The 26,149-nt window shown below is 56.6% G+C and carries 24 protein-coding genes; 19 read left to right on the top strand and 5 right to left on the bottom strand.

The genetic code is table 11. From position 1 onward, the window contains the following. The 10 genes from PHD76_11325 to PHD76_11370 all read left to right on the top strand — a co-directional run. Positions 1–239 (top strand): tryptophan synthase subunit beta (locus PHD76_11325; GenBank protein ID MDD5262425.1); only part of this gene is annotated, 239 nt, incomplete at its 5' end. Next, positions 236–1,114 (top strand): YicC family protein, encoded by an 879-nt coding sequence (locus PHD76_11330; GenBank protein ID MDD5262426.1) that lies wholly within the window; start codon positions 236–238, stop codon positions 1,112–1,114. The genes PHD76_11325 and PHD76_11330, both read left to right, overlap by 4 nt. Positions 1,115–1,122: 8 nt before the next feature. After that, positions 1,123–1,743 carry a guanylate kinase gene (gene gmk / locus PHD76_11335; protein MDD5262427.1) on the top strand — a complete coding sequence of 207 codons (621 nt, stop codon included), beginning with the start codon at positions 1,123–1,125 and terminating at the stop codon, positions 1,741–1,743. 1 nt (position 1,744) lies between these two features. Beyond that, complete coding sequence (locus tag PHD76_11340; protein ID MDD5262428.1) at positions 1,745–2,290, top strand: flavoprotein; 546 nt, start codon at positions 1,745–1,747, stop codon at positions 2,288–2,290. A gap of 187 nt (positions 2,291–2,477) precedes the next feature. Then, complete coding sequence (acs, locus tag PHD76_11345) at positions 2,478–4,430, top strand: acetate--CoA ligase (GenBank protein ID MDD5262429.1); 1,953 nt, start codon at positions 2,478–2,480, stop codon at positions 4,428–4,430. Further along, entirely contained in the window at positions 4,430–5,836 is a 1,407-nt protein-coding gene (locus PHD76_11350) for a UTP--glucose-1-phosphate uridylyltransferase (protein MDD5262430.1), read from the top strand. Before acs ends, PHD76_11350 begins: the two co-directional genes overlap by 1 nt. 402 nt (positions 5,837–6,238) lie before the next feature. Beyond that, positions 6,239–7,213, top strand: coding sequence for a family 2A encapsulin nanocompartment shell protein (locus PHD76_11355; protein MDD5262431.1), 975 nt, complete (start codon positions 6,239–6,241; stop codon positions 7,211–7,213). Beyond that, positions 7,194–8,888, top strand: coding sequence for a cysteine desulfurase (locus PHD76_11360; protein MDD5262432.1), 1,695 nt, complete (start codon positions 7,194–7,196; stop codon positions 8,886–8,888). The genes PHD76_11355 and PHD76_11360 overlap by 20 nt, the downstream gene beginning before the upstream one ends. Further along, positions 8,885–9,883 (top strand): serine O-acetyltransferase, encoded by a 999-nt coding sequence (locus PHD76_11365; GenBank protein MDD5262433.1) that lies wholly within the window; start codon positions 8,885–8,887, stop codon positions 9,881–9,883. The genes PHD76_11360 and PHD76_11365 overlap by 4 nt, the downstream gene beginning before the upstream one ends. Positions 9,884–9,897: 14 nt before the next feature. Further along, entirely contained in the window at positions 9,898–10,902 is a 1,005-nt protein-coding gene (locus tag PHD76_11370; protein MDD5262434.1) for a cysteine synthase A, read from the top strand. A gap of 12 nt (positions 10,903–10,914) precedes the next feature. Here PHD76_11370 and PHD76_11375 read toward each other — a convergent pair whose 3' ends face one another. The 4 genes from PHD76_11375 to PHD76_11390 all read right to left on the bottom strand — a co-directional run bounded on the left by PHD76_11375 (position 10,915) and on the right by PHD76_11390 (position 17,000). Continuing rightward, positions 10,915–12,090 carry a homoserine O-acetyltransferase gene (locus tag PHD76_11375; protein MDD5262435.1) on the bottom strand — a complete coding sequence of 392 codons (1,176 nt, stop codon included), beginning with the start codon at positions 12,088–12,090 and terminating at the stop codon, positions 10,915–10,917. Further along, entirely contained in the window at positions 12,087–13,382 is a 1,296-nt protein-coding gene (locus PHD76_11380; protein MDD5262436.1) for an O-acetylhomoserine aminocarboxypropyltransferase/cysteine synthase, read from the bottom strand. Before PHD76_11380 ends, PHD76_11375 begins: the two co-directional genes overlap by 4 nt. Positions 13,383–13,493: 111 nt before the next feature. Next, entirely contained in the window at positions 13,494–14,483 is a 990-nt protein-coding gene (locus PHD76_11385) for a DUF3034 family protein (protein ID MDD5262437.1), read from the bottom strand. 480 nt (positions 14,484–14,963) lie between these two features. Beyond that, positions 14,964–17,000, bottom strand: coding sequence for a carbon starvation CstA family protein (locus tag PHD76_11390; GenBank protein MDD5262438.1), 2,037 nt, complete (start codon positions 16,998–17,000; stop codon positions 14,964–14,966). Positions 17,001–17,344: 344 nt separating this feature from the next. Between PHD76_11390 and trpS the strand changes: the two genes are divergently transcribed. Genes trpS through PHD76_11425 form a run of 7 tightly spaced genes read left to right on the top strand, consistent with a single transcriptional unit; the run spans position 17,345 to position 24,101 of the window. Then, positions 17,345–18,307 carry a tryptophan--tRNA ligase gene (gene trpS / locus PHD76_11395; protein ID MDD5262439.1) on the top strand — a complete coding sequence of 321 codons (963 nt, stop codon included), beginning with the start codon at positions 17,345–17,347 and terminating at the stop codon, positions 18,305–18,307. Between the two features lie 16 nt (positions 18,308–18,323). Further along, on the top strand, positions 18,324–19,133 hold the full coding sequence (locus PHD76_11400) for a segregation/condensation protein A (protein MDD5262440.1): 810 nt from the start codon (positions 18,324–18,326) through the stop codon (positions 19,131–19,133). 9 nt (positions 19,134–19,142) lie between these two features. After that, positions 19,143–19,766 carry an SMC-Scp complex subunit ScpB gene (gene scpB, locus PHD76_11405; protein ID MDD5262441.1) on the top strand — a complete coding sequence of 208 codons (624 nt, stop codon included), beginning with the start codon at positions 19,143–19,145 and terminating at the stop codon, positions 19,764–19,766. Beyond that, positions 19,741–20,589, top strand: coding sequence for a chorismate mutase (gene pheA, locus PHD76_11410; GenBank protein MDD5262442.1), 849 nt, complete (start codon positions 19,741–19,743; stop codon positions 20,587–20,589). The genes scpB and pheA overlap by 26 nt, the downstream gene beginning before the upstream one ends. Then, positions 20,582–22,657: a hypothetical protein gene (locus PHD76_11415; GenBank protein MDD5262443.1), complete on the top strand. Its 2,076-nt coding sequence runs from the start codon at positions 20,582–20,584 to the stop codon at positions 22,655–22,657. The genes pheA and PHD76_11415 overlap by 8 nt, the downstream gene beginning before the upstream one ends. Then, the gene (locus PHD76_11420) at positions 22,593–23,510 is read left to right on the top strand and encodes a 50S ribosomal protein L11 methyltransferase (protein ID MDD5262444.1); all 918 of its coding nucleotides are present in this window, start codon (positions 22,593–22,595) and stop codon (positions 23,508–23,510) included. The genes PHD76_11415 and PHD76_11420 overlap by 65 nt, the downstream gene beginning before the upstream one ends. Before the next feature lie 12 nt (positions 23,511–23,522). Further along, complete coding sequence (locus PHD76_11425) at positions 23,523–24,101, top strand: hypothetical protein (protein ID MDD5262445.1); 579 nt, start codon at positions 23,523–23,525, stop codon at positions 24,099–24,101. Between the two features lies 1 nt (position 24,102). Here PHD76_11425 and PHD76_11430 read toward each other — a convergent pair whose 3' ends face one another. Continuing rightward, positions 24,103–24,681: a BsuPI-related putative proteinase inhibitor gene (locus tag PHD76_11430; protein MDD5262446.1), complete on the bottom strand. Its 579-nt coding sequence runs from the start codon at positions 24,679–24,681 to the stop codon at positions 24,103–24,105. Positions 24,682–24,758: 77 nt separating this feature from the next. On the opposite strand from PHD76_11430, the gene PHD76_11435 reads away from it, so the two are divergent. Together PHD76_11435 and sufC are read left to right on the top strand one after the other, a co-directional pair. Then, the gene (locus tag PHD76_11435; protein MDD5262447.1) at positions 24,759–25,208 is read left to right on the top strand and encodes a hypothetical protein; all 450 of its coding nucleotides are present in this window, start codon (positions 24,759–24,761) and stop codon (positions 25,206–25,208) included. A 172-nt stretch (positions 25,209–25,380) separates the two neighbouring features. Beyond that, positions 25,381–26,145: a Fe-S cluster assembly ATPase SufC gene (sufC, locus tag PHD76_11440; GenBank protein MDD5262448.1), complete on the top strand. Its 765-nt coding sequence runs from the start codon at positions 25,381–25,383 to the stop codon at positions 26,143–26,145. Positions 26,146–26,149: the final 4 nt, after the last annotated feature.

Here is a 26,149-nt window from a genome sequence, read left to right on the forward strand (position 1 = left end):
CGTATTTGCGCGATATCGGCCGCGCGCAATACACCTACGCCACCGATACGGAGGCCCTGGATGCGTTCCGCAAACTGTCGTCGCTCGAAGGAATCATCCCGGCGCTGGAATCCGCCCATGCGGTGGCCTTTGCGATGAAGGAAGCGCCGAAAATGGACAAGGACCAAATTCTGCTGGTCAATCTTTCCGGGCGCGGCGACAAGGACGTGCAGGAAGCCGCGAAATATCTCCTCAAATGAAGAGCATGACAGGATTTGGGTCCGCCGAGGCAAACGTGAACGGGCGGAAGATCAAGGTGGAAATCACGTCGATCAACAGCCGGAAAGGCGCCGACCTTGCCATCAACCTGCCGCGCGAGCTCGCTGCGCTGGAATCGTCCGTGCGCGAGCATATTCAAAAGCATGTGAGCCGCGGGCGCGTGACGGTTTCTGTTTTTCTCAAAGCCAACGAGGCCGGGGAGAGAAAGCTGCGCATCAACCGGAAAAAACTGCGCGCGTATGATAGGGAGTTGAAGTCGATTGCCTCGGAAATCGGCCATGCCGGCTGCGTCAGCCTGGAGTATTTGCTTAATTTACCGGGCGTGCTGGATGATGAGAAGCACGAGGGCCAGGACGAAAAGTTCAATGCCAAGGTGCTGCAGGTGCTGGAGAAGGCTGTGGACGGCTTTCAGAAGTCGCGCATGCGCGAGGGGCATTTTCTTTGCCGTGAACTGGCGGGCCAGATGACCCGGCTCGACGCCTCGGTTGCGCGTGTCGAGGCGCGCAGGGAGGATATTCTGCTGCGCTACCGCCAGAACCTGCAAAAGCGGCTTGAGGAATCGGGCCTTCAGGTGGCTTTGGACGATGAGCGGTTGTTGAAGGAGATCGTCATATTTTCAGACCGCTGTGACACGACGGAAGAGCTTACGCGGCTGCGTGCGCATTTTGCGGAGGCGCGGAGGTTGCTTAAAACCCCGGAAGCCATCGGCCGCAACCTGGATTTTTTGTTGCAGGAGATCAGCCGGGAGGTGAATACCATCGGCAGCAAGGCAAACGATCTTGAGGTTTCCCGAAGGGTGGTGGAGTTGAAGACCGAGCTCGAAAAAATCCGTGAACAGGTGCAGAATCTGGAATAACTGCTCTCATGAATCCGGAAACCAACCCTACACGCCGCGGCATCATTTTTGTTGTTTCCGCACCCTCCGGCACCGGCAAATCCACGCTCTGCCAGAATTTACGGAAGACGCCGGACTTTGTTTTTTCCGTTTCCTGCACGACGCGCAAGCCCCGCCCGGGGGAAAGCGACGGTGTGGATTATTATTTTCTGGCGGACGACGAATTTCAGTCGCGCGTGGCGCGGGGTGACTTTTTGGAATGGGCGGTGGTGCATGGAAATCGTTACGGGACCCCGAAAGACAAGGTTCTGGACCTGGTCGGGAAGGGGACGGACGTGCTGTTGGACATCGATGTGGAGGGTGCGAGTAAAATCCGGGCCATTGCCGATCCCCGGGTGCAGGATGCGCTTGTGGATGTGTTTATCATGCCGCCGGATTCCCGGGAACTCGAACGACGCCTGCGCAAGCGCGGGACGGAGACCGAGGAACAAATCCAGGTGCGCCTGAAAAATGCGATTCGCGAGATGGGGATGTGGCGGGAATACAAATATACGGTGGTGAGTTCGACCATGGAGGAAGACCTGGCAAAATTCCGCGCCATCATGACAGCGGAACGTTCCCTCAGCAAACGATCGGAACATAAGGCATAACATGAGCAAATCGAAACGGATGATTCTTGGCATTACGGGATCGATCGCGGCGTACAAAGCGGCCGACATTGCGAGTTTATTGACGCAGAAGGGAGTGCTGGTGGATGTGGTCATCACGCAGGATGCGCAGCGTTTTATCAGCGCGATGACCCTGAGCGCCCTTACGCACCGCGCCGTGACTACGAATCTTTGGGACGAAGAGCAGCTCGGGCGCCCGACGCACATCGAGCTGGCGGATGCGGCCGACCTGGTGCTGGTGGCTCCCGCCACGGCCAATGTCCTGGCGAAGATGGCCCACGGGTTGGCCGACGATGCCTTGTCCGCGATTTTACTGGCAACCCCCGCCCCTGTGCTTGTGGCCCCGGCCATGAACGGGAAAATGTGGAAACATCCCGCCACGCAAAGCAACATGGAGTTGCTGAAAAGCCGGGGGGTACAGTGTATCGGCCCGGCCGAGGGGCTTCTTGCCTGCGGTTATGAGGGGTTGGGGCGGTTGAGCCCGGTTGAGGACATTGTTTCCGAGGCGCTGCGTCGGCTCTCCTCTTAAAGCGAAGCGTTTTGGAGTGCGCAGACATGTCTGCGCTTTGGTAACGGGCGACATGTCGCCCGTAGGGGGAAAGCGGTGTTGTGCCGCCTCACTCCAAAAAAGTTACAGGGTTGGGATTGCCACGGAAAATAACTTTGTTAGCTTGGTCAACCAACACAACGGTCTTCACAATCATCCAATTAATCTTATGAGCGGCGAAAATATTGACAATATTTTGAAAGAAACCCGGTCCTTCAAACCCAAGGCGGCTTTTGTAAAGAGCGCCTGGATCCGGTCGGAAAAGGAATACCGCAAGCTGCACCGGCAATCGCTCGAAAAGCCGGACAAATTCTGGGGCAGGATGGCGAAGGAACTGGATTGGTTCAAGCCGTGGAAGACGCTGTTGAAATGGCGCAGCCCTTTTGCCGAGTGGTTTGTCGGCGGTAAACTGAATGTTAGCTATAACTGCATTGACAGGCATGTCAAAGGGCCCCGCCGGAACAAGGCGGCCTTGATCTGGGAGGGCGAGCCCGGCGACCAGGTCACGTTGACCTATCAGCAGTTGTACACGCAGGTTTGCAAATTTGCCAACGTCCTGAAATCCGAAGGCGTGAAAGCCGGGGATCGCGTGGCGATTTACCTGCCCATGGTGCCGGAGGCGGTTGTGGCCATGCTGGCCTGCACGCGCATCGGCGCGGTGCATACTGTCGTCTTTGGCGGGTTCAGCGCGGAATCCCTGAAGGACCGCATTAATGACAGCGGCGTCAAATTGGTGGTGACGGCTGATGGCGGATTTCGCAGGGGCCAGGCCTCGGGGTTGAAGGTAAATGTGGATGCCGCGGTCACGCAGTGCCCGACGGTGAAGCGCGTGATTGTTTTGAAACGCACGGGCGGGGAAGTCGTGATGGGCGCGCTGGACCGCTGGTGGCACGAATTGATGGAGGCTGCTTCGCCGGAATGCCCGGCCGCGCAACTCGATAGTGAGCATCCGTTGTTCATTCTTTATACCAGCGGCAGCACGGGCAAGCCGAAGGGCATCCTGCACACGACGGCCGGCTATTTGTTAGGCTGCCATTTGAGCACAAAATATGTCTTTGACCTCAAGGAAGACGACATTTTCTGGTGCACGGCGGATATTGGATGGGTCACCGGCCATTCCTATGTTGTTTATGGCATACTTTCCAACGGTGGCACCTCACTGATGTACGAAGGGACGCCGAACCATCCCAAGGCCGACCGCTTTTGGGACATCATTGAGCGGCATCGCGTGAATATATTTTACACCGCCCCCACGGCCATTCGCGCCTTCATGAAATGGGGCGATGACTGGGTGAAGAAGCACGATTTGAGTTCGCTTCGCCTGCTCGGATCAGTCGGCGAGCCGATTAATCCCGAGGCATGGATGTGGTATTACAAGGTGATTGGCAAGGAACGCTGCCCCATCGTCGATACCTGGTGGCAGACGGAAACCGGCGCGCACATGGTGACCACGCTGCCCGGGGCCGTGCCGATGCATCCGGGGTCCGCGGGCCTGCCGTTCTTTGGCGTCGATATGGCTGTCGTTGACGAAAACGGGAAGGAAGTTCCCGCGGGCCAGGGCGGCAAGCTCGTCATCCGGCGTCCGTGGCCTTCCATGTTGCGTACGATTTATGGAGATGCGACCCGTTATCGGACGCAGTATTGGAGCGACGTCAAGGGCTGTTATTTCACCGGGGACGGCGCCCGCAGGGACAAGAAGGGCTATTTTTGGATTGTGGGGCGGATTGACGACGTGCTGAACGTTTCCGGGCACCGCCTGGGTACTGCGGAAATCGAAAGCGCCCTTGTCAGCCATGGAAAAGTGGCCGAGGCCGCCGTGGTTGGCAAGCCGGATGAGCTAAAAGGGCAGGCGATTGTCGCGTTTGTAACGTTGAAGACGGGGGAAACCGCGTCCGACGAACTGTTGGCCGAGTTGCGCGCCCATGTGGCCCGCGAGATTGGCTCCATAGCCAAGCCGGACGAGATCCGGTTTGCGGAGGCCCTGCCCAAGACCCGCAGCGGGAAAATCATGCGCCGCTTGTTGAAGGAAATTGCCACGAGCGGCAAGGTCAAGGGCGACATCACGACGTTGGACGACATGAATGTGGTAGCCGCGCTCAGCCAGGGCAAGAATGAGGAATAATGGATGCGCTGAAGCTTGTTGAATTAAAAATGCGCCAGGCCGGGCTGGGCTGCACGGTCATTCGCGCATTTCGCCAAAATTACCTCGCCTTGGTTTCCGGTGAGACGGGGCTGATTCCCGAGGGCTCCATCCAGCCGGTTGAAAATCTGCCGCGCCTGGAGGAATTCCGGAGGGAAATTTCAAATGAGCGGGCGTCCGAGCTTGTTTCGCAGACCGTCGTTTTCAAGCTCAACGGGGGACTGGGAACGAGCATGGGGCTCGACAAGGCGAAGTCGTTGATTGAGGTCAAGAACGGCCTGAATTTTCTCGATTTTACGGCCCGCCAAATTCTGCATCTGCGTGAAAAATTTCACGCGCCGCTTCGTTTTCTGGTGCTTAACAGTTTCAACACCAGTGTTGACACGCTCAGGCATCTTCAGACGTATCCGGATCTGGGAGGAGGAGACTTGCCGTTGCAGTTGATTCAATCGAAAGCGCCGAAGCTGTGCGCCGACACGTTGCTGCCAGTGGAATGGCCCGAGCAGCCGGAACTGGAGTGGTGTCCGCCCGGACATGGTGACCTTTACCCGACGCTTGCCGCCTGCGGATTGATGGAAAAATTCAGCCGTCTGGGGATTCGTTATCTTTTCATTTCGAATTCCGACAACCTGGGGGCAAATCTGGATCTGGGGTTGTTGGATTATTTTGCCACCTCGGAGATTCCGTTCCTGATGGAAGTTGCGGAACGCACCGCATCGGACAAGAAGGGCGGGCATCTGGCCCGGAATGCGGAAGACGGGCGATTGCTGTTGCGCGAATCGGCGCAGTGTCGCGATGAGGATGGAGCCGTATTTCAGGACATCACCCGGCACCGCTTTTTCAACACCAACAATCTGTGGGTGAGGGTGGACCGGCTGGAGCAGGAATTGAAGGCGAACGGGGATGTTTTGCCGCTGCCGCTGATCCGGAACATCAAGACGGTGGATCCGCGGAACAAAAAATCGCCGCAGGTGGTCCAGCTTGAAACGGCGATGGGCGCGGCCATCCAGTTGTTTGAAGGGGCGGGTGCGGTTGTGGTGCCGAGGCGTCGTTTTGCCCCGGTGAAAACCACATCGGATCTTCTGGCGCTGCGTTCCGACGCGTATCGGATCAACAAGGATTTCACCTTGGAACTGGCGCCGGAGCGGAACGGCGTGCCTCCCGCCATCCGGCTGGAAGACGGGCATTACAAAATGATGGATTCGTTTGAACTCGCGTTTGGAGATGCCGTTCCCTCGTTGAAAGCCTGCCAATCGTTGGAGATCAAAGGCCCGGTTCGTTGTGCCGGGGGCGTCCGCGTTGAAGGGAAAGTCAAAATCCTGAATAGCGCGCCGGAACGCAAGGAATGGAAGGCGGGGGTTTATCGGGATGCGGAAGTGGGCCTTTAGTCTGCGCATCTCACAGCTGAGCTGTGCAGACTAAATGCTGGGCGGGGCGGGCGCCCAAGCCACGAAAAATGGGAGAACCGGCCGCTCCCTCTGCCATGTTTTCGTGCCGGATGAGTGCTTGACATCATCCTCGGCCGATTCAATGTAATTTTAATATTATTGCACCGTCAACGGTGGCAACAGGTTAAACCCAAACGGCAGCCCACCGGTCATCTGGAGGTTCCATGAAATTGAAACAATGTTCATGTCCAGTTGTGTTCAGATACCGGTCGGATTAAAAAAATCCAAAGCCAGCGTTTGCCCGCGCGCTTTTTGTCTTCCCCTCATCGGGCTGAAGACGCCGAACCTTTCAATCTGGCCGGACATGGCGTTACATGCCTTTAAACGTCAACCATCAAAAAAATGAGCAAAGATACCAACCCCAATCCGTCCTCTCCCTTGAGCTTGAGCGCCGCCGCGGCGCGCAACCTCGCCACCGCTTCCGTAACCGTACCGCAAATGTCGCAGATCACGCCGCGCTGGCTGCTGCGTCTTCTGCCCTATGTGCATGTGGATGGCGGTGTGTACCGCGTCAACCATGTGGCCCGCGCCAAAAAAGGTTCCGCCGCCAACGGGCATGGCGAAGTCAAAATTGATTTGTTGACTGTTGATAGCGGGGAGCCGCTGCTGCCAACGACTTTTGTCGATTACGAGACGGACCCGCGCGAGTATCATTTGACAACGATTCAGACGGTGCTGCATACGCACACGCGGGTCACCGACTTGTACAGCAATAAAATCGACCAATTGCGCGAGCAAATCCGCCTCACCATTGAGGCGCTCAAGGAACGCGAGGAATGGGAGTTACTCAACAACCCCGAGTTTGGATTGTTGCGCGAAGTGGCGCCGTCCCAGCGCATTGAGACGCGCAAAGGTTCTCCCACACCGGATGATCTCGACGAACTGCTTACGCTGGTCTGGAAAAAGCCGGCTTATTTTCTGGGCCATCCGAAGGCCATTGCCGCCTTTGGACGCGAGGCCACCCGCCGGGGCGTGCCGCCTGTCACCGTAAGCCTGTTTGGTTCGCCATTTTTGACCTGGCGTGGCGTGCCCCTGATTCCAAGCGACAAATTGGAAATCAAAGGCAACGCCACCAGCATTTTGCTGCTCCGCGTGGGCGAATCCGAGCAGGGTGTGGTCGGTTTGCAAAAAGCAGGCGTCACCGGGGAAGTAGAACCGGGGCTTTCGGTCCGCTACATGGGGACCAATGAACGCTCCATTGCTTCGCATCTCGTTACGCGTTATTTTTCCGCCGCGGTTCTGACGGAAGACGCCATCGCGCGCCTCGACAACGTCCAGGTCGGCAACTATCACGAATATGTCTATCCCAAAGCTTGAGCACGAGCCGACGACAGTGGAAGGGGACTTTGCCGACACAGCGCTGATTGCGCGGTTGGCCACTGAACTCTTTAGAGGGTTCGCAGGCTCAACACAGGCAGAGCGGCTGAAAGCTCCGGCAACCCCGGTTCATGACACCGGGTTGGCTGGCGCCTATCCTCCCGAAACCAGGCCCTATGCTCCGCCGGTACATCCCGCCTCACAAAGCAGCACCCGGGAACCGGAAACCGGGGGGCATTGTCCGGGTGCGGCGGATTCCTATCCTTTCGGGGAGCCGCGCTGCGTTCCCTCTCACACCGAGTCGGAAGCCGGGATAAAAAGCCCTACAGAAACTGTAGCGGCTGAGTCTGCCCGCAGCGAGCCTTTGGCAGCGCCTTTTTATTATTTCTTGAGTGAACCAGCTTCCGTGGGCAAGAACACTGCGGCAGGTTTCAACCCCGCGTCAGTGCCGATCCGTTCAGTGTTTGACGTGGAATCCGTCCGCAGAGATTTCCCGGCCTTACACCAGCAGGTTAACGGACGGCAACTCATCTGGCTCGACAACGCGGCCACCACGCACAAGCCGCAAAGTGTGATCGATGCGACTTCCAAGTTCTACGGGCGGGATAATTCCAATATCCACCGCGCAGCCCATGTGCTGGCAGCGCGGGCCACGGAGCTTTACGAGGGCGGGCGCGAAAAAGCGCGCCGTTTCCTTGGCGCCGCGGATGCTCGCGAGATTGTTTTTGCGCGCGGCACAACCGAGGCCATCAACCTTGTGGCGCAAACCTACGGCAGAAAATTCATCGGTCCGGGCGACGAAATTTTACTCACGACCCTGGAGCATCACGCGAATATTGTGCCCTGGCAATTGTTGTTGGAGCAGACCGGCGCGGTGATCCGGGTGGCTCCGATCAACGACCGCGGGGAATTGATTTTGGAGCAATTTGCAGGGTTGATTAGTTCGCGCACGAAGCTTGTTTCCGTGACGCATGTGGCGAATGCGCTGGGCACCATCAATCCGGTGGAGCAAATTATAGCCCTGGCGCATGCGCATGGCGTGCCGGTACTGGTGGATGGAGCGCAATCGACACCGCACATGCCGGTTAATGTGCAGGCCCTGGATGCTGATTTTTTTGCCTTTTCCGGGCATAAGGTGTTTGGGCCGACGGGCATTGGGGTGCTCTACGGCAAGTCGAAGTGGCTGGAGCAGTTGCCGCCCTGGCAGGGCGGCGGGCACATGATCCAGGATGTCACGTTCGCGAAAACGACCTACCAGAGCCATCCGCAGAAGTTTGAGGCGGGCACACAGGACATAGCGGGAGTGGTTGGTCTCGGCGCGGCGTTGGATTATTTGACAGGTCTCGGCCTTCCCGCTGTGGCGGCTTACGAGCATGAACTGCTCGAATATGCCGCTGCCGCACTGGCAACAGTTCCGGGGCTGCGTCCCATCGGTACGGCTGCGGCCAAGGCCAGCGTTCTTTCATTTGTTATCCCGGGGATTCCTTCCGAGCAGGTGGCCAAACACCTGGACCGTTATGGCATCGCAGTGCGTTCCGGGCATCACTGCGCCCAGCCGGCCGTGCGCCGCTTCGGGCTGGAAAGCACGGTGCGTCCTTCGCTGGCGTTTTACAACACCCGCGCGGAAGTGGATACCCTCGTCAACGCCCTGCATCAATTGTCCAAACCCGCATGAGCCGCCCCGTCACCGTCCGTTCGGAGCAGGGCGTAAAATGCCCGGAACATGAACATGTGCAGGAATTGTCGATCTTGCCGGACAGGCCCTACGATGAATATGTGCCCGCGCTGCTTGCCTCCTACGAGCAGACAGGCGGATGGAACAATCGGGACGACCACAACATGCCGTCCAAGCGCGCCGTTGGATTGATTTGCAGGGACTTGTTGCAGATCCTGTTTCCCGGGTTTCACGATGATGACGCGGTACACCACGGAACGGTCGCAGACTTGACGAGTGACCGTTTGTCGGACATGGCTTTGCGCCTGGAGGAACAGGTGCGGCGCAGTGTCCGCATCGGCAATCCCAAAAAGCCGACCGGTCGTACCCCGCCCATCCTGAAACAGTTCTGCAAATCCCTGCCCAAAGTGCGCGAACTGCTGCGCAGTGACATCGAAACTGCCTTTGAAAACGATCCCGCCACCCTGCATCGCGAGGAGGTTATTCTATCCTACCCATTCGTTGAAGCTATAGCGATCCAGCGCCTGGCCCATGTGCTGCATAAAGCCGGGGCGCCGATTGTGCCGCGGATGATGACAGAATGGGCGCATGCGGTGACCGGCATTGACATTCATCCGGGGGCAAAAATCGGCTCGCATTTTTTCATCGACCACGGCACCGGTGTGGTGATTGGCGAGACTTGCCGCATTGGCAACCGGGTGAAGCTGTACCACGGGGTCACACTGGGGGCGCGCAGCTTCGCCAAGGATGAAGCCGGGCGGGTTGTGAAGGGAGGCAAACGCCACCCTGATGTGGAAGACCATGTGACGATTTACCCGAACTCGACCATCCTCGGCGGGGAAACGGTCATTGGAGCGAATTCGACCATTGGCGCAAACGTGTTTCTGGTTTATAGTGTCCCGCCAGATTCGCTGGTGGTTTATGAGGAAAAACAATTGGTGATCCGTGACAAGGCCATTCGAAAAAAAACGGCGGACTACGATTGGATTATTTAAAGGGTTTTTAAAGAATGAGTTCTTCCCGCTATTATGGAATCGATCATCATGTGGGCCGGACGCCGCTGATCCGCCTGCGCCATCTCTCCGAATTGACGGGGTGTGAAATTCTCGGCAAGGCGGAATTCATGAACCCCGGTGGCTCGGTCAAAGACCGGGCTGCGCTGGGCATCATCAGCGCGGCGGAAGCCGATGGGAAACTGAAGCCGGGCGGCACCATCATTGAAGGCACGGCTGGCAACACGGGCATTGGCCTCACCGTCATCGGCCATGCCAAAGGTTACCGCACTGTTATTGTCATTCCCGAAACACAGTCGGTGGAAAAGATCACTCTGCTGCGCACTCTGGGAGCCGAAGTGATTACCGTTCCTGAAAAGCCTTACAAGGATCCCGGCAATTACAACAAAGTGGCCCGCCGATTGGCGGAGGAGAAAGGCTGGTTTTGGGCGGATCAGTTTGACAACACGGCAAATCGGCTGGCGCATTACCGCAGCACAGGCCCGGAGATTTGGGAACAGACTTCGGGCGAAGTCTGCGCTTTTGTGGCGGCGGTGGGGACGGGCGGTACACTGGCGGGAACGGCTCTGTATCTGAAGGAGCACAATCCTGGCGTAAAAGTGGTTTGTGCCGACCCCTATGGCGCGGCCATGTGGTCGTGGTTCACTCAGGGCCACACTGAAATCAACGATGGTGATTCGGTGGCGGAGGGCATCGGCCAAGGTCGGGTGACGAAGAATCTGGAAGGCATTTCTGTGGATCACGCCTACCGCATTCCCGACCAGGAGGCGTTGACTCTTGTTTATCATCTGCTGCGCGAAGAGGGGTTGTTTCTGGGGCTTTCCTCGGGTGTGAATGTGGCGGGGGCGTTGCGCATCGCGCGCGAACTGGGGCCGGGCCGGACAATTGTTACGATTCTTTGCGATACCGGGGCGAAATACCAGTCCAAGCTTTTCAATGCCGAGTGGCTGGCCTCCAAGCAACTCAATCCCGGCCTACCGCTTGAATCGGTGCTGGGTTGAGGCTGATCAGATTCATTGAGCCAAGGCATAGGTCAAATGGGGGCCAAACAGGGAGGGTTCCAAAAGGAAGGAATCGTGCCCTTTGTCGGAATGGACGGTGATCCATGTTGCGGATGCCCGGGCTTTTTCGAGCAGGCGTACAAGGCGCTCTTGTTCCTTGGGATGAAAAGCCACATCCGAATCAATGCTGAAAACCAGGAAATGCTGTTCCCGGCAGCGTGAAAAAAGTTCCGCCACGTTTTTCGCGCTGCTTCCTTCCAGCAGATCGAACCATTGCCAGGCATCCAGGATGCGCAGATAGCTGTTGGCGTCAAAACGACGGATAAATTTTTCGCCCTGGTGGAGCATGTAGGATTCGACCGGGTTTTTCATTTCATACCAACCGAATGGAGGCCTGCTGCTGACGACCTCATCGCGGGCGCGTTCCCGCAGGGCATCCGGCGCAATAAATGTTTTGTGGGCGATTCGCCTTGCCAGTGCCAGTCCGATATCGGGTCGGCTGGATTCGTGGTAATCTCCGCCAAGAAAGTTTGGGTCCGATTCAATGGCGGTGATTTGTTCAAAATTCATGATGCGCTGTGAAATCGTGGTTTCGATGCCTGTTCCAATCAGGATAATATTCCGAACCCTTTCCGGATAGCGTGTAGCGAGGTGTTGGCAGAGAAACCCGCCTATTGAAGATCCGATGACGGCATGGAGGCGGTCGATTCCAAGATGATCGAGCAGTTTGATTTGGGAATCCACAATGTCTCCCATGCGGATCGCTGGAAAAGACGAAGCCCAACGACGACCGGTTGCAGGGTTGATCGATGCCGGGCCGGTCGAACCGTAACAGCCGCCGAGATAGTTTGCGCAAATCACGAAAAATTTTCTTGTGTCGAGCGCCTTGCCCGGTCCAATAAAACCGCCCCACCAACCCTCGTGAAGTTCTTCCGTCCAGCGTGTGTCGGTTTCAAGCACCTGGGTGTTCCAGCCGGACGCGTGCTGGCTGCCGGTCATGGCATGAAAGAGCAGGATCGCGTTGGAACGGTCTCCGTTCAGGCGGCCATACGTCTCATAGGCCAGTGTGAATTTTCCCAGACTACCCCCGCAGCGGAGCTGCAGGGGATTGTCCGGTTGTTCAAACTCAAAAAACCGGGTTTGAACCAGTTCTGAGTGAAGCGTGGCGGGGCCATGAGGCGCGGTCATTGCTGCGAGGCGGCCAAAGCCTGGTCGATGTCGGCTTTGATGTCCTCCACGTTTTCCAAACCGATGGAGAGCCGGACGTAATCCGGGGTAACGCCTGTTTCCGACTGCTCTTCCGGCGTGAGTTGTTGGTGCGTGGTGGAAGCCGGATGAATAACCAAGCTCTTGGCGTCGCCGATGTTGGCGAGGTGCGAGAGCAATTTCACCGAGTTGATGAATTTCTTTCCCGTTTCAAGGCCGCCTTTGATACCGAAGCCGACGAGGCCGCCGAATCCGCTTTTCAAATATTTTGAGGCGACCTGGTGGCTGGGATCGTCGGGCAACCCGGAGTAAGCCACCCAGCTTACCAAGGGATGCGATTTCAGGTGCCGGGCCACTTCGAGTGCGTTGGATGAGTGCTGGCGCTGGCGAAGAGGGAGCGTTTCCAGTCCTTGCAGGAACAGGAAGGCGTTGAACGGGCTGAGCGCCGGGCCAATGTCGCGCAAAAGGGTGACGCGCACTTTCAGGATGAATGCCACGTTTCCCAAACCGGGTACGTTGCTCAAGGCATCCCAGTATTTCAGACCGTGATAGCTCGGATCGGGTTCGGTGAATTCGGGGAACTTGCCGTTGTTCCATTTGAATTTTCCGGAATCGACAATAACCCCGCCGATAGATGTACCATGCCCGCCGATGTATTTCGTGGCGGAGGATACGATGATGTCCGCGCCATAATCAAACGGACGAACCAATCCGACACCGACAGTGTTGTCCACGACCAGCGGAATGCCGGCTTCGTGCGCGATTTTTGCCAGCGCCTCGAAGTCCGGAACATCGAGCTTGGGATTGCCGATGGTTTCGGCGTACAGGGCTCGTGTCTTTGGCGTGATGGCCTTGCGAAACGCTTCCGGATTACGCGAGTCCACGAACCTAACTGTACGGCCGAGCTTGGGCAGCGTGTAATGGAAGAGCTGGTAGGTGCCGCCGTACAGATTGTTGGCGGAAACGATTTCATCGCCGACCTGTGTGATGGCCAGCAGCGCCAGTGTTTCCGCTGATTGCCCCGAGGCCACCGCCAAGGCCCCGCTCCCGCCTTCGATAGCCGCAACGCGCTGTTCAAACACATCATTGGTCGGGTTTGTGATGCGGGTGTAGATATTGCCGAATTCCTTCAGAGCGAAACGATTGGCTGCCTGATCCGTGTCTTTGAAGACATAGGAAGCGGTTTGATAAATGGGTACGGCCCGTGAACCGGTGGCAGAGTCGGGTGTTTGACCGGCATGAAGAGCTGTGGTTTCAAGATTGTGCTGAGACATAAGAGATCCTTTTGTTTTGGGTTAAGGCTGATGGTGTTTTCCGGATGGTTCATGGGGTTATATCCAACCTTTCCGGGAGGTCGTTTTCCTCCCGGACAAATCCGCGCCGGGTTAGAATTCGTATTTGACCTGCGCTGCGACGCCTGTCTTTTCCGATGTGTCGAGTACGTTTCCGAAATAGCCATAGCCGACAGTGATGGTGATATGGTTGTTGGGCACAAAGGCCAGGCCCACGGTGTACCAATCCTCTTCGGGACGCACCAGATTGCCGATGCGCGTGTACGGATTGTCTTTCTGGCGGTATTCTCCGGCCAGCCACAACCAATCCGTGACGTTGTAGGCGATGTTGCCTTCAAAAGTGGCTTGGTAGGTGTCGCCAAAGCCCACATAACCGAGTTGTGAGGCTTCAGTCAACCTGACGCCTGCCGAAATCAGCAGCGGGCGGTCGAACACCTTCGGGAAGGTTTTGCTGGCCGTCAGAGTGAAGTCCACGCCGTCGTTGCTTTTGTATCCGATGTTGGTGAGTCCCCCGCCCAAACGGTTATTGATCTGGGCAATGCCATCATTGTATTTGTAGGAAATACCCGCTGTGATGGCGGGTACCGGGACATTAAAGCTGTTTTCAGGAATGATGAGTCCGCGTACATTGAAGTTGTACAGATAAACGTCGTCCCGTCTGATGTCGGGGCCCCCTGCATCAAGCACGGAATTACGCAGGCTGCCGGTGCCAAACCGGCTGGCGGAAAATCCGAGTTCGACGCGCTGCAGCAGGGTTTCGGTCAGAGCGAAGACTTCAATATTTTTTTGGTCTGCGTTAATGTAGGTGCCGGAAACCGAGGGCAGTCCGAAGATCTGGTCTTTGGGCCCGGGATTCACCAGGTAAGCGGTTGGGGTAATGAGGATACCGCCTGTTCCTTCGATTGTGTGGAGGGGCAGAGGCGCGCCCTTTTCATTCCTGGCGGGTGCGTCTGACTGCACCACTTTGTCGAGTTCATGTACATTGGTTTTGGGGTTTCCGGTGTCGGCGTTGGCCAATGCCGGATAGAGCAGCAATAGTGAGGCGACGACCCAGGAAATGGATAAATATTTGGCTATTTTCATGGTTTTTCATACTCCGCGAAAACCGCCAGGGGTCTGGTAAGTTCCAGCTCTAAATTTTATTAATAAGCCCGCACTGGAGTGGTGGCATGGATTCGACCTACCGGGGAGCAGGGAATCTGAGAGGCAGCCCATCCAAGGACATCCAGCGCAAATTCCATAAACCCTATCGAATACGTAGGGTATATAATTTAAGCGGTTAATTAGGTCAAAGAAAAACAATAACAACCTGCAAGATAGTAACATATGTAATGTGGACATTAGGAATCTTTTCCACGCCTGGCTGAATAACGTTGCCCCGTTGGGGCAAGCCAATCGACACGCTCGTTGAGCTCACAATGGAAGCAGGCAGTTGCCGCGTTGCCTCACGGCTAAATGACACCGAAGGGTTGGGGTGATTGAATCAAGGTCTGGATAGCAGAACGGCTGGAGAATGCGGCTCTTGTACCTTAAAGTGCCTCCCGCCTTCTGAATTCTTCTTTTTCATCCCTGTTCCGGCAGGGCGACAAACGGGCTTTCCTTGAGTTCGTAGTGTAGCGTTCCGCGCAGCATGCGCACGCAGTGGGTGAGCGCCCCCGCCACAATCACCAGAACCAGAATCAAAAATCCGCCCGTCACAACGGCGTCGAGCCGCATGTTGAATGCCAGGGTCTGCAGCCTGTGAATTTGCTCCGGCAAACTCGCGGCGCCTATTTGTTTGTCATACTCAGCGGCGGCGCTCAAGAACCCGAGCTTCGGATCCGGCGAAAATATTTTGATCCAGCCGGCGGAAAAGGTCACAGCGACGAGAAACGCAAGCGGGGCGGCGGTTACGGCCAGGTAGCGTTGTTTGCCCATCTTGATCAGGATCACCGAGCCGAGGCTGAGGGCGATGACGGCCAGCAACTGGTTGGCGATCCCGAAAATCGGCCAGAGGCTGTTGATGCCGCCGAGGGGATCGATCACACCCTGGTACAAAAAGTATCCCCACGCGGCGACAAACACAATGCTGGTAACCAGGTTCGCCGTCCATGATTTCGTGTTGCCCAGAGGTTTCCAAATATGAGCCAGCAGGTCCTGGAACAAAAACCGTCCGACTCGCGTTCCCGCGTCAATCGTGGGCAGAATGAACAGGACCTCGAACATGATGGCGAAATGGTACCAGAGGGCGAGGGCGCCCGAGTCGGCGAAGGCCTTGGAAAACATTTTGGCCATGCCGACCGCAAAGGTCGGCGCGCCGCCGGTGCGCCCGATCATTGTTTTTTCGCCGATTTCCGCCGCGAGTCCCGACATGCCGGCTTCCGTTACTGGAAATCCTGCGGCAGTGACGTGGGCGACCACTTCAGCCGCGGGGCCTTTCATGTTGATGGCAAAATATTGTCCTGGTTCAAGGGCGCAGGCGGCGGTCAGCGCCATCAGGCCGACGACCATTTCCACGACCATGGCGCCGTAACCGATCATTCGGATCTGGGGCTCGCGTTCGATCAGTTTGGGCGTGGTGCCGGAGGCGACCAGGCTGTGAAAGCCCGAGACAGCCCCGCAGGCGATGGTGATGCAGACAAAGGGGAACACAGGCCCGGCGAACACAAGCCCCGTGCCGTCGATGAAACGGGTGAGGGCTGGCATGTGCAATTGCGGTTGGAGGATGAGGATGGCGACGGCCAGCAAGGCCACTGCGCCGAGTTTTAGAAAGGTGCTGAGATAATCGCGCGGGGCGAGCAAAAGCCAGACTGGCAGTGCGGTGGCGGAAACTCCGTAGATCATCACGGCCCAGGCCAGCCGACGGTCGCTTTGCAGAAACCAGGTCTCGATGCCCGGGAATTGGTGCAGGTATTGTCCGGCCCAAACCGACGCCAGCAGGCCGAGCACACCGAGTATGCTCACCCAGCCGATACCCAGTTTTGTGTAGCGAAGGCCGCAGCCCATGAGAAAGGCAATCGGGATGGTCATCGCGACCGTGAAGACGCCCCAGGGGCTTTCCGCCATGGCTTTGACGACGACAAGTCCGAGGACCGACAGAAGAATCACCAGGATTGCCAGTACACTAACAATGCAAACGATGCCGATCTCCGGCCCGATTTCCTCCTTCACCATTTGCCCGAGCGATTTGCCGCCGCGCCGGATGGAACTGAAGAGGATGATGAGATCATGCACGCCGCCGCCGAGGGTTGCGCCGACCAGCAGCCAGAGCGTGCCGGGGAGATAGCCGAATTGCGCGGCCAGAACCGGGCCGACCAGAGGGCCGGGGCCGGCAATGGCCGCAAAGTGGTGCCCGAAGACCATCCAGCGATGGGTCGGGACGTAATCGATGCCGTCCTGGTGGGTGACGGCGGGGGGCGCGCGGTGCGGGTCGAGCACCAGGACTTTTGTGATGAGCCATTTGCTGTAAAAGCGGTAACTGACGGCGAGTGTGCAAAGTCCGGCGGTGACGAGCCAGATGGCGTTGACGGATTCTCCGCGGTTTAATGCCAGCAGGCCGATGGACAAGGCGCCCAGGCAACTGATGGCCGTCCAGAGCAGGATGGAACCGATTCGCTTCATGCCTTCTTATTAGACAGATGGGGGCGGGGTTGGGAAGCTCTTTGAGACGAAATCAGAATTCAGAATTATGAATTCAGAAGTCAGAAGTCAGAAGCAGGGCACAGTCAGAACATAGGTAACACACTTGGCCGCAACCACGTCGTGGTTGATGAAATATTTGGCGATGCCTACCAAGCTGTTTTTAGGTTTTTAATCCTCCTTTTTGCATCTTTTGCGGCTTTGCGTCTTATGTTTCGCACACCGCCCGCCGCGGCGGGCTTTGGAGGACCCTTTGCGTTAAATCTTGTTTCGGAAGTCCGTAGAAAGTGCTGGATGTCCTTCGCAACCTTTGGCATTCACTTAGGATGCGAATTTTATCGGGTATCCAACCTTCCGGCGCGCCTCATTTGGGGAACTACTTCGGAATGATGCGTCCGGCGGTGGGGTTGCAGGCCCGGGGGGAATGCTTTTATTTTATTGCCGATTACCATGCCCTGACCACGACTGAGGATGCCGGGCTGTTGCGGGACAGGATTCGCGGTGTGGCCCTGGACTTTCTGGCTTGCGGGCTTAACCCTGAAAAGACAGTGTTTTTCCGGCAGAGCGCCGTGCCGGAGGTGCATGAGCTGGCCTGGTATCTGTCGAATGTGACGCCGGTCGGGCTTCTGGAGCGCTGCCACAGTTATAAGGACAAGGTTGCGAAGGGTTTTTCCCCGAATCACGGCCTTTTTGCCTATCCGGTTTTGATGGCGGCGGATATCCTGCTCTACGACGCGGACCTGGTTCCCGTGGGCAAGGACCAAAAACAGCATTTGGAGGTGGCGAGAGACATAGCGGCAAAGTTCAATGAAAGATTCGGGGCGGTTTTCAAAATTCCGGAGCCGGACATCCAGGAAGACGCGGCCACGCTTCCGGGCCTGGACGGGCAGAAAATGTCCAAGTCCTACCATAACACCATTGAAATCTTTGCCTTGGAGAAGGAATTTCGTAAAAAGGTGATGTCGATCAAAACCGACTCCACGCCGGTGGAATCGCCCAAGCCGCTTGAAAACTCGGTGATTCTGGCTCTTGCGCGTTGTGTGGCCAGCGCGGAGCAGACGGCTGAAATGACCGCCAGCATGCAAAAGGGCGGAAAAGGCTACGGGGAGTACAAGCAGCAGCTTTTTGAATGGCTCTGGCTGTATTTTGAGCCGATGCGGATGCGGCGCGCGGAGCTGGAGGCAAGACCGGGTTACGTGGATTCGGTGCTGGAACGGGGCGCCGCCACGGCGCGGGCGCAGGCGGGCGGTGTTTTGGAGCGGGTGCGGAAGGCCGTGGGTATTCTTTGAAAAATTTGAAACTATTATGATGGATTTGGAAACAGCCGATTGGAAGATCAAGCTCCCCGTTTTTGAGGGGCCGCTCGACCTCCTCCTCTATTTGATCAAGAAGGAGGAGGTGGATATTTACCAGGTGGAGCTGGATAAAATTTGCGACCAGTATCTCGCCTATCTGGGCGCCTTGCGCGACATGGAACTGGAGGTGGCCGGGGAATTTCTGGTCATCGCCGCCACGCTGGTTTACATCAAAAGCCGCAGCCTGCTGCCGGAAGACCAGCAGTTGACCGCTGAGGAGGACGAGGAAGGGGAGGACCCGCGCTGGGAGCTGATCCGCCAACTGGTGGAGTACAAAAAGTTCAAGGACGCCGCGGGCCAGTTGGGCGAGATGCAGCAGTTGCAGGAGCGCTTGTCCTATCGGGATGTTATACCCGATTTGCCCAAGTCCAAGGAACCCGGCCTGGGTGACGTGGGCGTGTTCGACCTGGTCAAGGCCTTCCAAAAGATCCTCCAGCGCGCCCGCGAGCGCGAGGGATTCAAGGAAATCCACGAAGACCGCTTTACCGTCAGCGAAAAGATCGAGATGATCCTGAACCGGATCCAAACCGACCAGGTGATCCCATTTGAGAGCTTGTTTTCGGATTTAAGCTCGCGCACGGAGATTGTCGTGACATTTCTGGCGGTGCTGGAACTGGTCCGCCTCAAGCAGATCCGCGTCGCGCAATCTGAAAGTTTCGGCGAAATCGATCTGGTCCGCATCGATTCCGGTTTTCCGCCCGCGTCCCGGGTCGGAACAGAGCCCGATCCGCAAAACCCCGGCCAACCCATCATTGAATAAATCGAATTTATGGAATTGATCCGCATTGTTGAAGCCATTTTATTTACGGCTAATAAACCGTTAGATTTGGAGGAATTGACCCGCCTGGTCCGCGAGGGCGCGCAGGCCGAGCCGCTCCTGCAGCCCTCGGTCGAGGCGTCGGAGGACGAGGTGCGCGGGGCTGTCGATCAATTGAAGGCGGAACTGGAGGGGCGCAGCATGATGGTGCAGGAAGTGGCGGGGGGATACCGCATGGCCACGCGTGATGGGTTTGCCTCATGGATGAAGGTTTTGTTCGATGTGGCCCGCCCGCCCAAGCTCAGCCAGCCCGCCTTGGAAACGCTCGCGGTGATCGCCTACCGGCAGCCGATCTCCCGCGCGGAGATCGAGGCCGTGCGCGGAGTCGCCGTGGGCGGCGTTTTGGAGACGCTGGTGGACCGGGGCGTGGTGCGTGTGGCGGGACGCGCGGATGTGCCCGGACGCCCCCTGATTTATGAAACAACGGACTATTTTCTCGAGCATTTCGGACTAAGGGCCCTGAATGATCTGCCGAATGTTGAGGAACTCAAACGGGTTAAATTGCCGGACCCGGCATCGGACGACTCCAGCAAGCAACAAGAACTTATTCATGAACCTGCAGAAAATCAGGGATAAAATCGACGCCATTGACTCGGACCTGCTGCGCCTTTTAAACGAGCGCTGCCGGTTGTCCGAGGAGGTGGGGAAGCTGAAGCTTGCCTCCGGCCGGGCTGTGTTTGCTCCGGACCGGGAGGAAATGCTGTTGCGGCGCCTGGTCCGGCAAAACAAAGGGCCGATCGGGGCCGGGTCCTTGCGCGCGATTTACCGGGAGATTCTCTCGGCTTCGCGCAGCCGTCAAAAGCAGATGACGATCTGTTATTTTGGCCCGAAGGGCGCCTCCTGTCATCGGGCTGCGACGGAACGTTTCGGGGCCGCTGATAAATTTGTATCCAAACGCAGCATCCCCGAGGTGTTTGGTGTGCTTCAGCGCGGCGAGGTGGATGCCAGTGTGGTGCCGTCCGGAAATTTGAGCGATGGGACGGGCGATCAGGTGAACGATATGCTGGTAACCTCGGACCTGCTGATCTGTGGTGAAATTTATCCGCGGAGACGGCATGCGAACATTCACGAAGCGTGCCGCAACCGGGAGTGCCATTTCATTTTGAGCCGGGAAATGCCGCCGCCTTCCGGCCATGACAAAACCAGCCTCCTGCTTGCGGTTGAAAATGAGGCGGGGGCCTTGGATCGGGTGCTTCGCTTGTTTGCAGAGCAGGACTTGAACATTGAAAAAATCGAGTCCCGTCCCTCTGCCACAGGCAAACCGGAATATTTGTTTTTTGTTGATGTCAAAGGACATAGCCAGCAACCTAAACTCAGAAAGGCGCTGGGCCAGATTCGCAAAAAAACACGTTGGCTAAAAATCCTGGGTTCCTATCCGCAAGCGCAACATCATGTCTAAAGATTCCGAGCATGAAAAAAAGAGTCTGTTCGCCGGCCTGAAAGCACTCTTTCGGCCTGAGAAGGAGGATTTCGTCCCGAAGCCGATTGTACCACCGGCACCCGTTGCGCCATCGTCCGCACAACCCGCAAAGCCCCAGACCTTGCCTGGAGGCGAACCGTCGCTTGATTTGGCAAATGAGATGTCCGTTTTTGCGAAGCCCCCAACACTGGGCCGAAGCGTTACGGAGCGGATTACTCTGCCCAAGGAACAGCCTCCATCCCCGGATCTGGCCGCGGAGTTTGAGTTCCTCCGGCCCGGCGGAGCCGAAATTGAAGAAACCGTTCCGGCACCCAAGCCTCCGGACGTTCACATGGCAAAGGATCCCTTGTCGCCACCGCCGCCTCTGCCGCCGGGACCTGCAGTTTCCAGGCCGCCTGTTGAAGCAAGGATTGCTCCGCCTCCGATTCCGCCGCAAAAAAGCGGCGAGCCTGAAAAGCCGAAGGCGACAATTCCGGGAACAGTGCCCGAGCCTCCCCAGTCGGCCAAAAAGGAAGAGCTGCCTCTTCCCAGAGGGCCCGTCAGGAGCGGCAGAGTCATGGCGCCTGAACTGGCAGTCCAGATGAGGCGGACGGCCCCGCCTGCGCCACCCGCGCCGCCGCCGGTTCCAGTCAAACAGGAAGAGCTAAAAAAGGAGCCGATATCCGAGGCCAAGGGGAAAACCGTTCCTCTCGTCAAACCGCCTGTGGAAACTTTAAAATCCGAAGCAGGCGCCGTTCAGCCCACTGCAGTCCCATCCGATGAATTCCGGACCTTCAGCGGCGCTGAACTTGATAAAATCCGCATGCCGGCCGAGAGCGGGAAACCTGCCGCTGGCTCGAAGCAGACGGTCAGGCGCGTCGAACTGGAAGCCAACCGCGAACGCAAGAAAAAGCCCAGGGTGATCCTGCCTCCGCCTGAAGCACCTCCCCGCAGGCGGTTCCACTTCATGGTGCCCGAGTTTCCACGCTCCGTGCGCTGGTGGGCGCTGGGGCTTGTGCTGTTGGGGGTTGGAATCGGAACTTATCTCTATTTACGCGAGACAAGTGTTATTGCGCATGTGGTTCCCGGAGACCTGCAGATCGTTGACCGTCCGGCTGTGGTTTATAATTTTACGGGCAAACTGAGCCTGTTGAAATCGGATTATGCCAAGCGGGTACATCCGCTGGAAGAACAGTTGAAAGGCATCGAAGACGACCTCGCGGCCGCCCAGGCGGACATGGCGGGACGGCAGGAAAGAAAAAAGTCGCTCGAAGGCCAGATTTCTGGATTGGAGGCGGAAATCCCGAGATATGTCGATGCCAGCCAGACTGAGCTGGATGCCCTGTGGAAAACCCAGGGTGCTGCGCTTGACAGGGAGTATGCCGACACAAAGGAATCGTTGCAGAAGGAAATCGAAGACCGTGCAAAAAAATGCGGGCTGAAATACGAAAGAAACAAGGATATCGATGCGTTGGAAGTCGCGGTCAATTCGTACAAACTCTCCCTTTATGCCGCGCCCAAGGGGGTGAAAGTGGACGAGGAACGGGCGTTTGGCGAAGATATCCTAAGTCGCTGGAAAAAGTTTGAAGCGGATTGGCAGATCCGCCAGGCCGCCATCAAGGCGAAAGCCCTGGAAATCAAAAAGGAGCCCGCTCCAAAAATCGATGAGACGCGCGCCAGGATTGACGGCTTTAAGACCGATCTCTCGTCGCTTGAAACGGAATTGGTGTCCCTTCAGGACGAAGTGGATCGCTATTCGCAGGCGAAGAAGGAGATGGAAGGGCAGATCGAGGTCATTGTGCGGCAGTTTGTCACGGATCTGCTCGCAGCCCCGAATGATTTCATCAAGATGAAATACCCCATTGAAGCGGATGCGACAGTTCAAATGCACAACCTCCAGGACAAGTCGCTGGACCTGCCTCCCGGCAACTACATCTTTTTTGTCCAGGCCAAATCCCCGGATCAGATTTACTGGGCGATGAAGGAATTTGCCATCAAGGAGTATGAGAGGACGCAAATCGACATTACGCGGCAGGATTTTGTCCCGGCGCGCTCCTTCCTCAAGTAATCCCAAATCCGTGGATGTCTGGTCCCGGATGATTCCGGCGCGCTGGGAGGATGCTTGGATCGAGCGTCTTGTTTGGTCCGGCAGAGAAAATTGCGTCGTAACCCATTTGCCCGGGCATAAAACCGCCCGGGTGGAGGTTTACAGCCAGACAGCTTCCTCTTTGCGAAAACTTCAACATGCCTTCGGCGGCAAGGTGGTCCGCAGGCGCGCCGCCGCCTGGATGGCCTCGCAGCACCGCCATTTTTATCTGCCGCTGCCGCCGTATTTGTGTCTGGCTTCGGAAGCCTCCGCAGTGCCCGTGCCGCATCGCCGGTTGCCGCGGCTGATAATTCCGGCGGGGATCGCCTTTGGGACGGGAGAGCACGCCACCACCGCGATGTGCCTGCGCCGGCTATTGCGGCATCTTCCGGAAAAACCCGGAAATGTTTTGGATGCGGGAACCGGGAGCGGAATACTCGCGCTCGCGGCCGGACTGCTGGGGCATCGGGTGACCGGCGTGGATTTTGATCCGGACAGCATCCGGGTGGCCCGGGAAAATGCGGCGGGCAATGAACGGATTCCGGAGGTCCGCTGGGTTTGTTCTGATATTTTGCGCTTCAAGCCGGACCGGAAGTTTGATCTGATTGTGGCGAATCTTTTTTCCGATTTGTTGGGGAAAGCCCTGCCGCGATTCCGCCGCTGGCTGAAGAGGGAGGGGAAGTTGATTGTTTCCGGAATTTTGCGCGATCAGGAAGCGACGGTGATTAATGCGCTAAAGAAGAACGGCTTTACCGTACGGGAACGCCTCCGCAAGGGGAAATGGATTTGTTTGGTGGCTGTAATACCTCTTGGCTCCAGAGGCGGTTTATGCTAGGATTTTGAAGTGGTGAAAAAATTAGGGCTGATTTTTTGCGTCTGGGCGCTCGCGGGGACTGCGGCAAGGGCGGGCCTTTCGGATGCGGGTGCGGATACCGGGCGCAATTTCCAACCGAGCAAGCTCACGGATTATTCAAAGATGGTGTTTTCAACGAAGGAATTCTCAACCAAAACGCTGAATGAAAAGGAGTCCTCGGAGTTTGACCCCAAACGACTGTCTGGTTTCGGCACCTGGGATAACAAGGAGTTCAAGGGCACTTACAACACAAAAGAGTTCCAGGGTGTTTCCACCTATGCGGTTTCTTCCAAGTCGCCTTATTCCGCGTTAAATACCTACAATCCCGGCGGCAAGGAAATCAAAGGCAAGGTGCTGGAATTTCAGCCTGCGCGCGAGTCCGGCCAGATGACCAATTTTGCGGACAAAAAATTTCCAGGTAAAGGGATGGACGAGCGTTATAGCGGGCCCGAGCTGAAGGTCATTTCCAAGGAAGTCAAAGTCATCAATGACACCTTGAAAAACAAGGACGATCTCAAGGACCAGCGCCTGAGCATGGATCAGATCCGCGAGATACTGAACAAGAACAAGTAGGTTAGGGCTTGATGGTCAGGGTGCCTTCAGCCGAAATTTCAGGATAATTGGCCAGGATCATCTTCACATTGTAGGTGCCGGGCTTGGCGCTATTGAAAAGCTTTTCGATCGGGATTTGGCAATTGTAGGTGAGGGTTTCACCGTGATTCACAAAGCTTTTGCCCGTTGTTTGCTCAAATATCTTGTCGCCGGACCAGAGGTAGATCAGTTGGTCCTTGCCTTCAGTGACGGCGACGTCGTAGCGCTGCGCGTCGGGAAAGGAAAGAATGTAATTTTTCTTGCCCGCGTTTTTAACCTTGAAGGTGACCTTGACATCCGTTGGGGCAACGGTCGCCTGCTCCGCGGCCGAAGGCGTCTTTGACAGACTGTTGGGTTGAATGAGCAACTCCGCCTGAAAATCCTTCAGGTTGACTTCATTGGCCTTTTGCACCCGTTCCGGGTCTCCTGCAAAGATGGAAAAGCGCTTCCCGGGCGGATTGATGAATTGATTCGGGACCGATTGGCGGCTGGGGTTGACGTCGATTGCCGCCGCCCGGACGGCCAGGATCAGCAGTAAAACTGCGCTGGGTTGCCATTTCATTGAGGATTAGAATAAACATCCCCGGCCAGGATTCAATTTTTTTGCTTTTATTTCTTTGTTCCGCTTTAATCAAGGGCATGCGCATCAAAATTCTCGCGGTTGCGTTCTGGGGAGTTTTTCTGTCTGCCGCCATCGCCGGCAGTTCCAAGCCGGGGTTTGTTCTGCGGTTTTATTTGCAGTCCACCACGCAGACGGGGAGTAATTGGACGCTCGTTGAAGTGCCCGATCCACCCCAGACCATCGCGATCGAAAAATACGGTTTTCTCTCTGAAAAATACATAGACAAGGCCACTCTTCTGCCGGATGGGACGACTTTAATCCAGTTCGACAGCATAGGCGTGAATGTTCTCAATACGACCACGAGCGCAAACATCGGAAAAATCATGGTGGTGGTCTGTAACAACCGTGTGATTTACGCCCCGGTTATCGATCAACCGCTGACTCAGGGACGCATCATGCTGCCTGGAATCCAGCCTGAGGAACTCAAGCAACTCAGGGAATATATAGAGAAACACAAGAAGGGGTAAGCAGTGGAAAGGGAGGGGTCTATAGCATTATGAAATGTTTAAGCCAGATTGGGGGGATCAATAATAAGCGCTGCTTATCTTTAATTGCGGATGTTTCACCCTGTAATTGCTAGTTGCAACAAAGTCTCAATTTCCTTTTGCGTAATCCCCGATCTGTTCTATAGTTTTGTCGATGAGTTCCTTAGAAATTAAAAACCTGCACGCCACCATCGAAGGGCGCGAGATCCTGAAGGGCCTCTCCCTTACGATCCCCAAGGGTGAAATCCATGCCTTGATGGGGCCCAATGGTTCCGGCAAAAGCACCCTCGCCAAGGCTTTGGCAGGCCATCCGGACTATGAAGTCACGGAGGGGGAGGTTCTCATCGATGGTCAAAATATTCTGGAGATGGAACCGGATGCAAGGGCCCGTCTGGGCCTTTTCCTGGCTTTTCAATACCCGAGCGAAATTCCAGGCGTCACCATCGCCAATTTTATCCGTTCCGCGTTGCAGGCCCGCCTGCCCGAGGGTGAGGAACTCGATGCGGTCGAGTTTTACCAGGAACTTTATCGCAAGATGGATGAACTTGAAATGGACCGCAGCTTCACTTCCCGCTCAGTGAACGACGGCTTTTCGGGCGGCGAGAAAAAGCGGAATGAGATTTTACAAATGACCATGCTGAATCCGGCGTATGCGGTTTTGGACGAAACCGACAGCGGCCTGGACATCGACGCGCTGCGGATTGTTGCCGATGGCGTGAATCGTCTGCGCGGGCCGAAGTTGGGCGGGCTGGTCATTACGCATTATCAGCGGCTTTTGAATTATATTGTTCCGGATCATGTGCATGTGATGGTGCAGGGACGCATCGTGCGCAGTGGAGGCAAGGAACTTGCCCTGGAACTTGAAGAAAAAGGTTACGAGTCAATCATCCAGGCGGCTGGAGAACCGGTGGCTGCGTGATGCG

The organism is Candidatus Methylacidiphilales bacterium (assembly GCA_028713655.1).
Taxonomy (GTDB): Bacteria; Verrucomicrobiota; Verrucomicrobiia; order Methylacidiphilales; family JAAUTS01; genus JAQTNW01.

Bases quoted from the DNA above. Each gene is read 5' to 3' on its own strand.
- PHD76_11340 (MDD5262428.1), top strand. From the start codon at position 1,745: ATGAGCAAATCGAAACGGATGATTCTTGGCATTACGGGATCGATCGCG.
- PHD76_11375 (MDD5262435.1), bottom strand. From the start codon at position 12,090: ATGACCGCGCCTCATGGCCCCGCCACGCTTCACTCAGAACTGGTTCAA.
- pheA (MDD5262442.1), top strand. From the start codon at position 19,741: ATGAACCTGCAGAAAATCAGGGATAAAATCGACGCCATTGACTCGGAC.
- scpB (MDD5262441.1), top strand. From the start codon at position 19,143: ATGGAATTGATCCGCATTGTTGAAGCCATTTTATTTACGGCTAATAAA.
- PHD76_11420 (MDD5262444.1), top strand. From the start codon at position 22,593: ATGAGAGGACGCAAATCGACATTACGCGGCAGGATTTTGTCCCGGCGC.
- PHD76_11390 (MDD5262438.1), bottom strand. From the start codon at position 17,000: ATGAAGCGAATCGGTTCCATCCTGCTCTGGACGGCCATCAGTTGCCTG.
- PHD76_11330 (MDD5262426.1), top strand. From the start codon at position 236: ATGAAGAGCATGACAGGATTTGGGTCCGCCGAGGCAAACGTGAACGGG.
- PHD76_11400 (MDD5262440.1), top strand. From the start codon at position 18,324: ATGATGGATTTGGAAACAGCCGATTGGAAGATCAAGCTCCCCGTTTTT.
- PHD76_11430 (MDD5262446.1), bottom strand. From the start codon at position 24,681: ATGAAATGGCAACCCAGCGCAGTTTTACTGCTGATCCTGGCCGTCCGG.
- PHD76_11350 (MDD5262430.1), top strand. From the start codon at position 4,430: ATGGATGCGCTGAAGCTTGTTGAATTAAAAATGCGCCAGGCCGGGCTG.
- PHD76_11360 (MDD5262432.1), top strand. From the start codon at position 7,194: ATGTCTATCCCAAAGCTTGAGCACGAGCCGACGACAGTGGAAGGGGAC.
- PHD76_11380 (MDD5262436.1), bottom strand. From the start codon at position 13,382: ATGTCTCAGCACAATCTTGAAACCACAGCTCTTCATGCCGGTCAAACA.
- PHD76_11385 (MDD5262437.1), bottom strand. From the start codon at position 14,483: ATGAAAATAGCCAAATATTTATCCATTTCCTGGGTCGTCGCCTCACTA.
- gmk (MDD5262427.1), top strand. From the start codon at position 1,123: ATGAATCCGGAAACCAACCCTACACGCCGCGGCATCATTTTTGTTGTT.
- acs (MDD5262429.1), top strand. From the start codon at position 2,478: ATGAGCGGCGAAAATATTGACAATATTTTGAAAGAAACCCGGTCCTTC.
- PHD76_11355 (MDD5262431.1), top strand. From the start codon at position 6,239: ATGAGCAAAGATACCAACCCCAATCCGTCCTCTCCCTTGAGCTTGAGC.
- PHD76_11415 (MDD5262443.1), top strand. From the start codon at position 20,582: ATGTCTAAAGATTCCGAGCATGAAAAAAAGAGTCTGTTCGCCGGCCTG.
- PHD76_11365 (MDD5262433.1), top strand. From the start codon at position 8,885: ATGAGCCGCCCCGTCACCGTCCGTTCGGAGCAGGGCGTAAAATGCCCG.
- trpS (MDD5262439.1), top strand. From the start codon at position 17,345: ATGCGAATTTTATCGGGTATCCAACCTTCCGGCGCGCCTCATTTGGGG.
- sufC (MDD5262448.1), top strand. From the start codon at position 25,381: ATGAGTTCCTTAGAAATTAAAAACCTGCACGCCACCATCGAAGGGCGC.
- PHD76_11370 (MDD5262434.1), top strand. From the start codon at position 9,898: ATGAGTTCTTCCCGCTATTATGGAATCGATCATCATGTGGGCCGGACG.
- PHD76_11435 (MDD5262447.1), top strand. From the start codon at position 24,759: ATGCGCATCAAAATTCTCGCGGTTGCGTTCTGGGGAGTTTTTCTGTCT.